At 47.9% G+C, this 15,715-nt stretch carries 7 protein-coding genes; 5 read left to right on the plus strand and 2 right to left on the minus strand.

What is annotated here, in order from left to right; genetic code table 11:
- Positions 1 to 19 precede the first annotated feature (19 nt).
- From purL to DWZ67_RS11320, 4 genes are all read left to right on the plus strand, one after another.
- Complete coding sequence (gene purL / locus DWZ67_RS11305; protein ID WP_120138851.1) at positions 20 to 3,724, plus strand: phosphoribosylformylglycinamidine synthase; 3,705 nt, start codon at positions 20 to 22, stop codon at positions 3,722 to 3,724.
- 173 nt (positions 3,725 to 3,897) lie between these two features.
- Positions 3,898 to 7,941 carry a two-component regulator propeller domain-containing protein gene (locus DWZ67_RS11310; protein WP_120138853.1) on the plus strand — a complete coding sequence of 1,348 codons (4,044 nt, stop codon included), beginning with the start codon at positions 3,898 to 3,900 and terminating at the stop codon, positions 7,939 to 7,941.
- Positions 7,942 to 7,958: 17 nt separating this feature from the next.
- On the plus strand, positions 7,959 to 8,516 hold the full coding sequence (locus DWZ67_RS11315) for a chromate transporter (protein ID WP_119958157.1): 558 nt from the start codon (positions 7,959 to 7,961) through the stop codon (positions 8,514 to 8,516).
- Between the two features lie 53 nt (positions 8,517 to 8,569).
- Positions 8,570 to 9,118, plus strand: coding sequence for a chromate transporter (locus DWZ67_RS11320; RefSeq protein ID WP_119958152.1), 549 nt, complete (start codon positions 8,570 to 8,572; stop codon positions 9,116 to 9,118).
- A 56-nt stretch (positions 9,119 to 9,174) separates the two neighbouring features.
- On the opposite strand, the gene DWZ67_RS11325 is transcribed toward DWZ67_RS11320, so the two are convergent.
- Both DWZ67_RS11325 and DWZ67_RS11330 read right to left on the minus strand, forming a co-directional pair.
- Entirely contained in the window at positions 9,175 to 10,686 is a 1,512-nt protein-coding gene (locus DWZ67_RS11325) for a glycoside hydrolase family 10 protein (protein WP_044467939.1), read from the minus strand.
- A 40-nt stretch (positions 10,687 to 10,726) separates the two neighbouring features.
- Positions 10,727 to 12,676 (minus strand): sensor histidine kinase, encoded by a 1,950-nt coding sequence (locus DWZ67_RS11330; RefSeq protein WP_120138855.1) that lies wholly within the window; start codon positions 12,674 to 12,676, stop codon positions 10,727 to 10,729.
- Positions 12,677 to 12,860: 184 nt separating this feature from the next.
- Here DWZ67_RS11330 and uvrA point away from each other — a divergent pair, with 184 nt between their 5' ends.
- Positions 12,861 to 15,644 (plus strand): excinuclease ABC subunit UvrA, encoded by a 2,784-nt coding sequence (gene uvrA, locus DWZ67_RS11335; RefSeq protein WP_120138857.1) that lies wholly within the window; start codon positions 12,861 to 12,863, stop codon positions 15,642 to 15,644.
- Positions 15,645 to 15,715: the final 71 nt, after the last annotated feature.

The raw sequence follows: 15,715 nt of genomic DNA on the forward strand, positions 1-15,715 counted from the left end.
TAAAATCGTAAATATAACTATGATTCTTTTTTTCAGAACCCCATCCAAGAGCGTGATTGCCGTAGAATGTAATCATGAACTCCCCCAGGCAGACAGTGACAAACTCTGCTGGCTTTTTGGAGAAGCCACCCCCGAAAGTGAAGACAACCTGAAAGGACATTTCGTCGGCCCGCGCCGTGAGATGATTACTCCGTGGAGTACAAACGCCGTAGAAATCACCCAGAACATGGGACTGGACGGAATTATCCGCATCGAGGAGTACTTCCCCGTAAAAGATGAGAATGCAGACCATGACCCGATGCTGCAACGCATGTACAAGGGGCTGGACCAGAATGTATTTACAACCAACCGGCAACCGGAACCGATTGTACACATCAAAGACCTGGAGGCATACAATGAGAATGAAGGTCTGGCACTTTCCAAAGAGGAAATGGATTACCTCAAGAAGGTAGAGAAAGATCTCGGGCGCCCTCTGACAGACTCCGAAGTATTCGGCTTCGCGCAAATCAACTCCGAGCACTGCCGTCACAAAATCTTCGGCGGAACATTCATCATCGATGGAGTGGAACAGGAATCTTCACTTTTCCAAATGATAAAGAAGACCACCCAAGAGAATCCCAACAAGATTATCTCTGCCTACAAAGACAATGTAGCCTTTGCCGAAGGTCCGGTTATCGAACAGTTTGCTCCGGCAGACCACTCCAAGCCCGACTATTTCCAAGTAAAAGACATCAAGAGTGTCATCTCCCTCAAAGCGGAAACACATAACTTTCCCACTACCGTAGAACCGTTCAACGGTGCGTCTACCGGTACAGGCGGTGAAATCCGTGACCGTATGGGCGGCGGTAAGGGTTCTTGGCCGATTGCCGGAACTGCCGTTTACATGACCTCCTACCCCCGTGCGGAAGAAGGACGTCCCTGGGAAGAGATTCTGCCGGTACGCAAATGGCTGTATCAGACTCCCGAACAAATACTAATCAAGGCCTCCAATGGTGCCAGTGATTTCGGAAACAAATTCGGCCAACCGCTAATCTGCGGTTCCGTGCTCACTTTCGAACATAAGGAAAAAGATGAAGTCTATGGTTACGACAAAGTGATTATGCTTGCCGGAGGCGTAGGCTACGGTACCCAGCGTGACTGTTTGAAAGGTACACCGGAAGCCGGCAACAAAGTGGTTGTCATCGGTGGAGACAATTATCGCATCGGTTTGGGCGGTGGCTCCGTGTCTTCTGTAGATACCGGACGCTACAGCAGTGGCATTGAGCTGAATGCCGTACAACGCGCCAACGCCGAAATGCAGAAACGCGCCTACAACGTGGTACGCGCACTTTGTGAGGAAGAGACCAATCCGGTGGTTTCCATTCACGACCACGGCTCTGCCGGACATGTAAACTGTCTGTCTGAATTGGTAGAGGAATGCGGCGGTCTGATTGACATGAGCAAGTTGCCCATCGGTGACACGACTCTGTCCGCCAAGGAAATCATTGCCAACGAAAGCCAGGAACGCATGGGCTTGCTGATTCAGGAAGAGGCCATCGAACATGTACGCAAGGTAGCCGAACGCGAACGCGCTCCGATGTACGTAGTAGGTGAAACCACCGGTGACCATCGCTTTGCCTTCCAGCAAGCTGATGGTGTACGTCCGTTTGACCTCGCCGTAGAACAGATGTTCGGATCTTCCCCCAAGACCTATATGGTGGACAAGACCGTGGAACGTCACTACGAAATGCCCCAATACGAACTTTCCCAACTACATGAATACCTCACCAATGTGCTCCAACTGGAAGCTGTGGCTTGTAAAGACTGGTTGACAAACAAGGTAGACCGTTCTGTAACAGGCAAGATTGCCCGCCAGCAGTGCCAGGGTGAATTGCAGTTGCCTCTGAGCGATTGTGGTGTGGTAGCTTTGGACTATCGCGGCGAAAAGGGTATCGCAACCTCTCTGGGCCATGCTCCCCAGGCGGCACTTGCCGACCCGGCAGCCGGCTCCGTTCTTTCCGTCAGCGAAGCATTGACCAACTTGGTTTGGGCACCGCTTGCCGAAGGTCTGGACAGCGTTTCCCTTTCTGCCAACTGGATGTGGCCTTGCCGTTCGCAAGAAGGTGAAGATGCCCGTCTGTACACGGCAGTAAAGGCATTGAGTGACTTCTGCTGTTCCCTGCAAATCAATGTACCGACTGGTAAAGACTCTCTTTCCATGACACAGAAATACCCCGACGGCAGCAAAGTTATTTCTCCGGGCACGGTAATTGTTTCTGCCGGTGGAGAAGTTTCCGACGTCAAGAAAGTCGTATCTCCGGTGCTGGTTAACAATGAAAAGACTACCATTTATCATATAGACTTCAGTTTCGACAACCTGAAACTCGGCGGTTCCGCCTTTGCTCAGACCCTGGGCAAGGTAGGTGACGAAGTTCCCAGCGTGCAAGATGCCGAATACTTCCGCGATGCTTTCCTTGCCGTGCAGGAGCTGGTCAACAAGGGACTGATTCTTGCCGGACATGATATTTCTGCCGGTGGTCTTATCACTACACTGCTTGAAATGTGCTTTGCCAATGTGGAAGGCGGTATGGAAATCAACCTGGATAAAATCAAGGAGCAAGACCTTATCAAGATTTTGTTTGCAGAGAACCCGGGTATCGTCATCCAGGTGAGCGACAAGCATAAGGAAGCAGTGAAACAAATCCTGGAAGATGCAGGCGTAGGTTACGTGAAGCTCGGCAAACCGACAGACGAACGCCATATTCTTGTATCAAAAGGCGATGCTACTTATCAGTTTGGCATAGACTATATGCGTGATGTATGGTACTCTACTTCTTATCTCCTTGACCGTAAGCAGTCCATGAACGGCTGTGCCAAGAAGCGTTTCGAGAACTACAAGATGCAACCGGTGGAATTCGCCTTCATGCCGGACTTCAAAGGTAAGTTCTCACAATACGGCATCGACCCGGACCGCCGCACACCTTCCGGTATCCGCGCCGCCATCATCCGTGAAAAAGGAACCAACGGCGAACGCGAAATGGCCTACTCACTCTATCTGGCAGGCTTCGATGTGAAGGACGTTACCATGACCGACCTTATCAGCGGTCGCGAAACGTTGGAAGATGTAAACATGATTGTTTACTGCGGTGGTTTCTCCAACTCCGACGTCCTCGGTTCTGCCAAGGGTTGGGCCGGTGCTTTCCTGTTCAATCCGAAAGCGAAAGAGGCGCTCGACAAATATTATGCACGCGAGGATACGCTTTCACTGGGTGTCTGCAACGGCTGCCAGCTCATGATGGAACTTAATCTTATCAATCCCGAGCACAAGAAAAACGGCAAGATGCTTCATAACGACTCACACAAGTTTGAATCCAGATTCCTCGGTGTTACTGTCCCCACCAACCGCAGCGTAATGCTCGGCTCACTGAGTGGAAGCAAACTGGGTATCTGGGTAGCTCACGGTGAAGGAAAATTCTCCTTGCCATACGACGAGGACAAATACAACGTCGTGCTGAAATACTCATACGACGAATACCCTTCCAACCCCAACGGCTCAGATTATTCCATAGCCGGATTGGCAAGTGCCGACGGACGTCATCTGGCCATGATGCCCCACTTGGAACGTGCCATCTTCCCCTGGCAGAACGGTTGCTACCCCGCAGACCGCGTAAACAGCGACCAAATCACTCCTTGGGTAGAAGCATTTGTCAATGCACGCAAGTGGGTGGAAGCCAATAAAAAATGAACTGAACTTCCTTTTTTATAGAAATGTAACAAGCGCGGGTTATGAATAATCCCGCGCTTGTTACATTTCTATTCTTCGCTTTCTTTTTTTGCTTTTCTCAAACAAAAGCATTATTTTTGTGTTTATTTTCAACTCTCCCTCAGTACAACATTCAAAAAAACCGCTCGACAATTATGAAAAAGTACTTCTTTTTCTGCATACTACTATTATTGCCAATTATAGGCATTGCACAAACATACAAATACATCGGTGTGGAAGACGGTTTGAGCAACAGACGGGTATATGCTATTCAAAAGGGACCCAAAGGTTACATGTGGTTTCTTACCCACGACGGCATCGACCGATACAACGGAAAAGAATTCAAGCCGTACAAACTGATGGATGGAGATGAGGAAGTGAATTCCATGATGAACCTGAACTGGCTCTATGTGGATGCCAAAGGAACCATATGGGAAATTGGCAAGAAAGGACGCGTGTTCCGCTATGATACAAAACACGACCGTTTTGTCCTGGTATACAAGCTACCCGAAAGCGAAGTGAAAGGACGTCCAACCCCTATCAGTTACGGTTTTGTGGATGCCAACAGCGTAATATGGCTTTGCAATGAAGATGCCCTATATCTGTACGACAGCAATACCCAGAAGGTGACATTCATTCAAAACGAAATAGGAGAACGAATTACTGATATCGCACAGATTGATTCGACCCACTTCTTCATCGGGACCGACATCGGCATACATTATGCTGAGCTGGCCAACAACACCCTCACCCTCAGTCCCTGCAACCAATTGGACACCTTGAAGATACAAATCAACGAACTATACTATCATAAACCGTCTCACAAGGTTTTTATCGGTACTTTCCAACGGGGAATATTTACCTATGACCTGAATGAGCACAAAGTCATGCATATCCCATCCGGACTGATGGACGTTAGTATTAACTGTATCCGTGCCTACAATAACAATGAAATCCTCATAGCTACAGACGGGGCCGGTGTCTACAAAATGAATACCGATACCTATGAATCTATACCATACATTGTTGCTGACTATAACCGGTACAACTCAATGAACGGAAATACCATCAATGATATCTACATTGACAGTGAACAACGCATCTGGATGGCTAATTATCCCATTGGTATAACTGTACGCAACAACCGATATGCCGATTATCAATGGATAAAACACTCTATCGGCAATAAACAGTCACTCATCAATGACCAGGTAAATGCCATCATTGAAGACCATGACGGCGATTTATGGTTTGCCACCAATAACGGCATCAGCCTTTATTATAGCAAGACGAAACAATGGCATTCTTTTCTCAGCAGTTTCGACACCGCAAGCCATAGTAAAAACCATATCTTCATCTCATTGTGCGAAGTGGAGCCCGGCATCATCTGGGCCGGAGGATATAGTTCCGGCATCTACCAGATCAACAAGAAACTACTGTCCACAGAGTTCTTTACTCCGTCTTTATTCAGTAATCTGAATATCCGGCCGGACAAGTATATCCGTTCCATTATGAAAGATTCTTCAGGAAACATCTGGTCCGGAGGGTATTATAACTTAAAAGAAATAGATTATTCCAGAAAAAATATACGCCATTTCCCGGGCTTGAATGGTATCACTGCCATCATAGAGAAAGACTCCACACATATGTGGATAGGCACTTCCACCGGCTTGTACCTGTTGGAAAAAGCAACCGGTAAGTATACCTATATCCAGATGCCGGTAGAATCCTACTACATCTACTCCCTATGCCAAGCTTCCGACGGAATGCTGTATATCGGTACCAACAATGCCGGTTTACTGGTATATGATACGACCAAAAACACATTCAGACATTATCATAGAGACAACTGCGCCTTGATTTCCAATAATATCTATACACTATTGTCTGACGGTAAAGGAAATATCTTTCTGAGTACAGAACACGGTCTGTCCACCTTCTATCCTGTCGAAGAGACATTCCATAACTGGACCAAAGAACAAGGACTGAAGTCTGACCATTTCAACGCAGCCTCAGGCACCTTGAGGAAAAACGGCAATTTCATTTTCGGCAGTACGGATGGAGCCATAGAATTCAACAAAGACATGATCCTGCCTCGCGACTATAAGTTCAAAATGGTATTCAGTGACCTGCGGGTATTCTATCAGACCGTTTATCCCAAGGATGAAGGTTCTCCACTTATTCTGGATATTGACGAGACAAAAACCTTGCGTTTGAAGTACAACCAGAACATCTTCTCATTGCAGGTCTCAGACATCAACTATGACTATCCTTCCCTAATTCTGTACTCCTGGAAACTGGAAGGCTTCTATGAGGGTTGGAGCCGTCCGGGAGAGGAAAACGTCATCCGTTTTACCAACCTGAGTCCGGGCAACTATACCCTCCGCGTACGTGCCATCTCCAACGAAGACCGTCGTATTGTCCTGGAGGAACGCAGTATGGACATCATTATCGAGCAACCCCTCTGGCTCAGTTTCTGGGCGCTGATACTCTATGCAGTGATTATCATATCCATTGCAAGCATCACTCTACGAATAATAGTCTTGAGAAAACAGCGGAAAGAATCCGATGAGAAAATACGCTTCTTCGTCAATACGGCGCATGATATACGTACTCCACTGACGCTCATCAAAGCACCCTTGGAAGAAATCACCGAACGCGAGCAACTGACTTCCAGCGGACAGAGTAACATCAATACAGCCCTGCGAAACGTAAATGCCTTGTTGCGCCTGACCACCAACCTTATTAATTTCGAACGCGCAGACACCTATTCCGGAAGTCTATACGTATCCGAATACGAACTGAGCACATATATGGAAGAGACGATCGATGCTTTCCGTTCATACGCAAACATAAAACACATCAACCTAACCTACGAAAGCAGCTTCCGTTATCTGAACGTATGGTTAGATAAGGACAAGATGGATTCCATTTTGAAAAATATCATATCCAACGCACTGAAATATACACCGGACGGCGGCAATGTACATGTCTTTACTTCCGAGACAGAAGATACCTGGAGTATTGAGGTGAAAGATACCGGTATCGGAATTCCGGCTTCAGAACAGAAAAAGCTGTTCAAGATGCATTTCCGTGGCAGTAATGCTATCAATTCCAAAGTTACCGGCAGCGGCATCGGACTACTTCTGGTAGGGAAACTTGTACGCTTACATAAAGGAAAGCTCAACTTCAGCAGCATGGAAGGGAAAGGCTCTTGCATCAAAATCACGTTCCCCAAAGGGAACAAGCATTTCCGCAAAGCAATCCAACGCCCTCAACCCAAAAACGAACGGATTGTTTATTCGGCCTCCGGAGTGCCTATCAATGCCTCTACTACATCGTCCCCTGCTTCCAGTGGCATCTACGACAAGACGCAGCAACAGTCACAAAACAACAGTAACCACCAGAAAATTCTTATTGTAGAGGACAATGACGAATTAAGGGAATATCTGCGTAGAACATTGTCTGAACAATACAACATACAAGTATGCTCCAATGGAAAAGAAGCACTGACCATTGTCAAGGAGTATATGCCCAACCTCGTCATTTCAGACATCATGATGCCGGAAATGAGAGGAGACGAATTGTGTCATATCCTGAAGAACGACATCGAGACATCACATATCCCCATCATCCTGCTCACAGCACTGAATACCGACAAGAATATCATCGAGGGGCTGCAAAGCGGAGCGGATGAATATATTGTGAAACCCTTCAATATCGGTATATTGCGGGCAAACATTGCCAACCTGCTGACTAACCGGGCACTGTTGCGCCACAAATATGCCAGCCTGGACCTGAACGACGAGAAGAACAATACGGATTGCATCAACTGCTCCAACGACTTGGACTGGAAATTCATTGCAACCGTCAAAAAGAGTGTCGAAGACAATATGGACAACCCAAGCTTCAACGTCGACGTGCTCTGCAACCTGCTGAATATGAGTAGGACCAGCTTCTACAATAAGATAAAGGCACTGACCGACCAAGCTCCGGCTGACTACATCCGGCTGATTCGACTGAAACATGCTGCCCAACTTCTGAAAGAACAAAAGCATACCATCACCGAGATTTCAGAGCTGACCGGTTTCAGTGATGCGAAATATTTCCGTGAAGTATTCAAGAAACATTTCAATATGAGCCCAAGCCAGTATGCCAAGAGAGGGAAGGAAGGGAAAGATGATAAAGAAATAAAGTAAATTACAACATTTTGAATATGAATATATATCTTGAAGCATTTTCCATTTTCTTTAAGATAGGAGCCTTTACCATCGGCGGCGGTTATGCCATGGTACCGCTGATAGAAAACGAAATCGTAACCAAACGAAACTGGATAGCCAAAGAAGATTTCATTGACCTGCTTGCTATATCACAGTCCGCTCCGGGCATCCTTGCCGTCAATATATCCATTTTTATAGGGTATCGGCTACGGGGAATACGAGGGAGCATAATCACTGCATTGGGAACCATACTTCCTTCGTTTCTCATCATCCTCGCCATAGCGTTGTTCTTTCACAACTTCAAGGACAACACCATCGTGGAACGTATATTCAAAGGTATTCGCCCGGCAGTGGTTGCATTGATTGCCGCCCCTACATTCAGCATGGCAAAATCGGCCCGGATAAACCGATACAACATATGGATACCGGTGGTTTCAGCACTGCTCATCTGGCTGTTGGGCTTCTCTCCCATCTGGATTATCATTGCTGCAGGAGTGGGAGGATACTTCTTCGGACGTTTTCAACATTCCAGAAATGAAGAATCAAAGAATTAAAATTAAAGATGCAGGACAAGCACACTAACCACTAACCATTAATCACTCTGATTATGATTTTCTTACAGTTATTCTATACATTCTTTAAAATCGGCCTTTTCGGCTTTGGCGGCGGATATGCCATGCTGTCCATGATACAAGGCGAAGTAGTCACCCGTTATGGCTGGCTTTCCCCTCAAGAGTTTACTGATATCGTGGCAATCAGCCAGATGACACCCGGTCCGATAGGTATCAATTCGGCAACCTATGTAGGTTTTACTGCCACTGGTAGTGTATGGGGATCTATTGTCGCCACTTTTGCCGTAGTGCTCCCCTCTTTCCTACTGATGCTGACCATCAGCAAGTTCTTTTTGAAATATCAGAAACATCCTTCGGTAGAAGCGGTATTCAGTGGGCTTCGCCCGGCAGTGGTCGGTCTGCTGGCCTCAGCCGCGCTGGTATTGATGAATTCGGAAAACTTCAGTTCTCCCAAAGAAGACATATATTCCTTCGTCATCAGCTGCCTCATCTTCCTCGTGGCATTTATAGGTACAAAGAAATATAAACTGAACCCGATAGGAATGATTGTAGCCTGTGGAATAGCAGGGTTGATACTTTATTAGGGAGGGAAATTAAGGATTAGGGATTAATGATTAATCCCTAATCCTTAATTTTCTTTTTAAAGTTTAATCTTCTTTCCAACGGATTTCGATTCATTATGCAGACGGTCCAAGGCTGTCACCACATAACGGTACTTTGTCTTTCCGTCTTCATAAGGAAGTTTATAGAAATTATCGCGCGTGATGGCTACAATATGGGAAGGATCGTCTATATTCACTTTCTCTTTGGCATCAAAACGATAGACTACATACTGGACAGCACGATTCATCTCCTCTTTGTACTTGGGTGCTGTCCAGAAAAGAATATATCCGTCTTCCGTCCATACCGGTTTCATCTTACGCACCTTTCCTGGAGCTTCGTTATCCATAAAATCGAAAACGGGAGGCAATGCCGGATATTTATGATATTCGGCAATCAAGGCATCACGATACTTGCCCGCATTCTCAATCACCGCACTGGCGGGCCACTGGCAACTGCCGCCGATGGTTTGATAAGCCCGCTGCAAAGCCATCTTACGGGGAAGCTGATTGATTGACGGATTCTTTGGGTCGGCATTCTGCACAGTGTTCATTACGGACTGACCGATAAACAAAGGACGGTTTTCCGTATTCTTGGCCCACCATTTCACCAGTGTCTCATAGTCGGCAACCGGATGTCCTATATGCCAATAAATCTGCGGAATATTATAGTCTATCCAACCTTCACGGGCCCACAGCAGTACATCCGCATAAAGGTCATCGTAGTTTTGCAACCCTTTGGTCTTACTGCCAAGCGGGTCACTGCTTTCGTTCCGGTAAATGCCAAACGGAGAAACCCCGAACTTCACCCACGGCTTGATTTCACGGATAGTTTCATGCAGTTTCTTAATCAGCACATTCACGTTACTCCGGCGCCAGTCTCCTTTATTGCTGAATCCTCCACCAAAACGTGCAAAACTTGCATCGTCGGGGAAATCCTTTCCCTTAATGGGATAAGGATAAAAGTAATCGTCCATATGGATAGCATCCACATCATAACGGGAAACAATGTCACTCACCACCATGCAGATGTGTCGGCGGCTCTCAGGCAGTGCCGGGTCAAAATACAACTGGTCGCCATAAGTAACAAACCATTCCGGATGGATATTGTACACATGATTGGGAGCCAACTCACTCTTCAAGGTCGTCTTCGTGCGATACGGATTAATCCATGCATGAAACTCCATACCACGCTTATGGCATTCATCAATCATAAACTGCATAGGGTCCCAATAGGGTTCGGGCGCTTTACCCTGCACTCCGGTAAGGAAACGACTCCACGGTTCCAGTCTGGAAGCATACAGAGCATCCGCTTCGGGACGTACCTGGAAAATTATGGCGTTGATTCCCGCCTTCTGCAAGGAATTCAACTGCCCGATCAGATTCTGCTTCAGTTTTTCGGTCGGCATTCCACGGAACTGTCCGTTTACTGACTGTATCCATGCTGCACGAAATTCACGTTTAGGATAGGCAGACCCGGTCTGCACTTGCGCAAATACTCCTCCCGCCATTAGCAGCAAGAAGAATACACATAAAAGGGATTTTACTCTCATTCTCTAATTACAGCTTTTTAATACTTAAAATAGTTTATAATTAAGGTTTGTCCTTCATCGGCCATTCCACAATAAAGCGGCATCCTCCGCAATAGGTGTCATCCAGATAAATCCGGCCTCCCACCAACTCCATTATCTCATTGGCTATGGCAAGCCCCAATCCGGACCCTTTGGTAAACGTGTCCACTTTATAAAAACGTTCGAAAATACGGTCCGATTCGTCCGGCCTGATGCCTATACCGGTATCCTCTATCACGAAGCGCAATACATGTCGGGACTTATCTTCCTCGCAGGAAACGCGTATATGACCTTCTTCCGTAAACTTCACCGCATTATCCAACAAAGACACCAGCACCATTTTCAGCCATTGCCGGGCTGCATAAAAGGCCATAATGCCGGAAGCAGGCACATATTCCAGTTCAACTCCCGGCTTCAGTTCCGGACGGAAGCCCTCAATACATTCCTTGCAACACGCATCCACTTCTATCTCCTCCCGCGGCATCTCCCACACTCGCGAATCCATATCCGCAATATTGAGTATGTTCTCCATCAGACTCAACAGATATGTATTGTTGCCCTCCACTTGTTCAACATACTCGCGTTTCTCCACATCATCCAGTTTCTCTTGAGCCAGCAAGGTAGAAAAGCCGACGATGGAATTCAACGGAGTACGGATTTCATGGGTGATATGCTGTATAAAGGAACTTTTGACCTGGCTCATTTTTTCCACCGCCCTGCGTGCAGCTTCCAACTTGCGGTTCATGGAGAGGGTACGGACATACAGATAAGTAATGAGCAGCAAGAGCAGCAATACCAGTCCGCCAACGGCCAAGGCTATCATCAGTCTTTCCTTGTTCAATCTGGCACTCAGTTCCAGTTTCTCCATCTTCAACCGGTCCACCTCAAACTGTGCCGTATATTTGCTTAGCTTGTCATCCATTTCTGCCGTACGCACGGAGTCACTCACGGCGGCATATCTGGCATAACTGCGGCAAGCCGCACGATAATCGCCCAACTGTTCCTGCAGTTCTCCTTTCATATAATGGTTATAAGGATAGCAAAGCCCCAGTGAATGCTGATAATCCATGAGTGAATCCACGTAAGCAATGTTACCTTTCAAATCACCGAGGATACGGCAACACATTATCTTATAGCCAAACCATGCTTCGGGCGTCGAGCTCTCCGGATGTTGACGGTAAAAGCGGTCGGTCTCCTCAATATAAGGCTCAGCAGCCTTTCTACCTTCATTGGCCAATAAGCCTATAACCCTGAATTCACAGAAACGCAAGTGCAGGGAAGAGTCTATGCTGACTTGTTTACGGTTCAGTTTGTCCTCCAGTTGCGACAATTTACTCAGATACTCGCCGGCTTCCGCATACTCACTGCGTGAAAGATAAGTCTGGATAATATTAAGCAACACCACGTATGCGTCACGATAATAGCTGCCCTCCTCGAAAAGTTTCAGTGCATTGTTGTAATTCTCTATACACAGTTTTACGTTGTTTCCAAAGACCCGATGGTTATACCCGATGCACATTTCGCCACATGCCAATCCGTATTTGTCCCGGGCTTGCTCGGCATCCTGATGGAGCCTGACGGTTTCAGCCATCGCCTCCTCCTGCATACCTTTCTCCGTCATACGCTGAATGTACTGCCGCCACGCCATATACCGGTCTCGTGTCCGTTGGTATTTCCGGCACCAGTCCATATATTCATAGGTTGCGGCTTTCAATTGGTCAATGTCCCCCAACTGATAATAATGAGAAATCAAGTTGTTATGGGCATCACTAATCTGTACCGTATCGTTCAGTTCGCGGGCAAGTTTTATCCACCGGGCATTGATGGAAGGCAATCGGTCTTGTCCCAACACTTTCTGCGCACTATCTGCCAGAGCTTTCATCTCTCCATAAGGGTCTTCGGCATGCAGGATTGAGGGGCATAAACCTAACACCAGCACAACAAGAAGCCATTTTATATTACGCTTTACCATGTTCGGACATTAAAAGGAGTCGGATGCGAATTTAGTGCTTTTATTTAATGTAAATTAGCAGTCATCCTAAAGTATAACAAATCTTAACCTTGCCTATCTGATACGATTTTTCCAGCAGGTTCGTTTTATTCTACCCCGGTTTGCATTATCTTTGCAAATCCTAAATCACATAAGTGACTTTTATATGGCAGAAAATACATCGATTATCATAAAGGGAGCCCGTGTCAATAACCTCAAGAATATTGACGTAGAGATTCCCCGTAACAAACTCGTAGTCATCACCGGACTGTCCGGTTCCGGAAAATCCTCACTCGCTTTCGATACATTATATGCCGAGGGGCAGCGCCGCTATGTAGAGAGCTTGAGCAGTTATGCCCGCCAGTTTCTGGGACGTATGAGCAAGCCTGAATGCGATTTCATCAAAGGGATTCCACCTGCCATTGCCATTGAGCAGAAAGTAAGCAGCCGTAACCCACGGTCCACCGTAGGTACCTCCACTGAAATATACGAATATCTGCGGTTGCTCTACGCGCGTGTCGGTAAAACATTCAGCCCGGTCAGCGGACAGGAAGTGAAGAAACACTCGGCAGAAGACATCGTGAAGTGCATGCTGGAGCATCCGGAAGGGACCAGGTATACCGTGCTCGCTCCGATATTACTGCGCGAAGACCGCACGCTGCAACAACAACTGGAGATAGACATGAAGCAAGGTTTCACCCGTCTGGAAGTGAACGGTGAAATGATGCGCATCGACGAATACAAGCCGAAAGCCGGAGACACCGTTTTTCTGTTGATTGACCGTATGACAGCCTCTTCAGAAAAGGATTCCGTCAGCCGCCTCACCGACTCGGCCGAAACAGCCATGTATGAAGGAGACGGTGCCTGCCTGCTGCGTTTCTACCAGCCCGACGGGAGTACCTGCCTCTATCGTTTCAGCACCAAGTTCGAGGCAGACGGCATCACCTTCGAAGAACCGAACGACCAGATGTTCTCCTTCAACTCTCCCATCGGTGCATGCCCCGTATGCGAGGGATTCGGGAAAGTCATCGGCATCGACGAGCATCTCGTGATACCCGACCGCTCCTTGTCCGTCTATGATGGAGCCGTTGTATGCTGGCGGGGCGAAAAGATGGGCGAATGGAGGGATATGGTGATACACGGAGCCGAGAAAGCCGGCTTCCCCATCTTCACTCCCTATTATGAACTGACCGACGAGCAACGCCGGATGCTGTGGGAAGGGACACCCTACTTTGAGGGCATCAACGCCTTCTTCAAGATGGTGCAGGAAAATCAGTACAAGATACAATACCGTGTGATGCTGGCACGCTACCGCGGAAAGACGCTCTGCCCCAAATGCCACGGCACCCGCCTGAAGCCCGAAGCAAACTACGTACGCGTGGGAGGACGCAACATCTCCGAACTGGTAGATTTGCCCATCACTGAGTTGAAGCTCTTCTTCGACAACCTGCAGCTAGACCCACATGACGCCGACATAGCCCGCCGCATCCTGACAGAAATCAACAGCCGCATCCAATTCCTATTGGATGTCGGTTTGGGATACCTCACGCTGAACCGCCTCAGCAACTCGCTCTCCGGCGGTGAAAGCCAGCGAATCAACCTCGCCACCTCGCTGGGAAGTAGTCTGGTGGGCAGCCTGTATATTCTTGACGAACCGAGCATCGGCCTGCATAGCCGCGATACGGACAAACTGATACACGTGCTCCGCCAGCTGCAACAGTTGGGCAATACGGTAGTGGTAGTGGAACACGATGAAGAGATTATCCGTGCTGCCGACTATATCATCGACATCGGTCCCCGGGCAGGCCGCCTGGGAGGGAAGGTCGTCTACCAAGGAGATATGAAAGACCTTCAGAAAGACAGTGACAGCTATACCGTGCGCTATCTGCTGGGCGAAGAAACCATCCCCCTGCCGGAACACCGCCGCCCGTGGAACAACTACATAGAAATAAAAGGCGCGCGCGAAAACAACCTGAAGGGTGTAGAGGCACGGTTCCCGCTGAATGTAATGACCGTAGTCACCGGTGTCAGCGGTTCGGGCAAGAGTACGCTGGTACGCGACATCTTCTACCGCGCCCTGAAACGAGAGTTGGATGAATGCAACGAACGTCCAGGCGAGTTCACTTCCATTGGAGGAGACTTGCAGAACCTGCGCAATGTAGAGTTTGTTGACCAGAATCCTATCGGGAAGTCATCGAGAAGTAACCCCGTGACCTACATCAAGGCCTACGATGAAATCCGTAAACTATGGGCGGACCAACCGCTTGCCAAGCAGATGGGATACAGTGCCGGATACTTCAGCTTCAACAGCGAAGGCGGCCGTTGCGAGGAATGCAAGGGTGAAGGCACCATCACGGTGGAGATGCAATTCATGGCAGACCTTGTACTGGAATGCGAATCCTGCCACGGCAAACGCTTCAAGGCGGACACGCTGGAAGTGAAGTTCCACGACATGAATATCTACGACGTATTGGAGATGACCGTAAACCAAGCCATCGAATTCTTTACGCAACACGGACAGAAAAAGATTGTGAAGAAGCTGCAACCCTTGCAGGATGTAGGTTTGGGATATATCAAACTGGGGCAAGCCTCCTCCACCCTCTCCGGTGGAGAGAACCAGCGCGTGAAACTCGCCTTCTACCTCAGCCAGGAGAAAGCGGACCCGACCATGTTCATCTTCGATGAACCGACCACCGGACTACACTTCCATGACATCAAGAAACTGCTCGAAGCCTTCGATGCCCTGATACGCCGCGGGCACAGCATTGTCATCATCGAACATAATCTGGATGTGGTGAAGTGTGCGGACCATGTGATAGACCTGGGGCCCGAAGGAGGGGACAAAGGAGGAAACATCGTAGCTACCGGTACACCGGAGGAAGTGGCGAAGTGTGCGGCAAGTTATACGGGACAATTCTTGCAAGAGAAATTACACCCCTCGCTTCCTTAAATAGAACACAGAGGCACGGAGACACAGAGATATTAAATTCAAGGAAAAAGAATAAAACTCTATGCCTCCGT

This window comes from Bacteroides sp. AF34-31BH (genome assembly GCF_003602795.1).
Classification (GTDB): domain Bacteria; phylum Bacteroidota; class Bacteroidia; order Bacteroidales; family Bacteroidaceae; genus Bacteroides; species Bacteroides uniformis.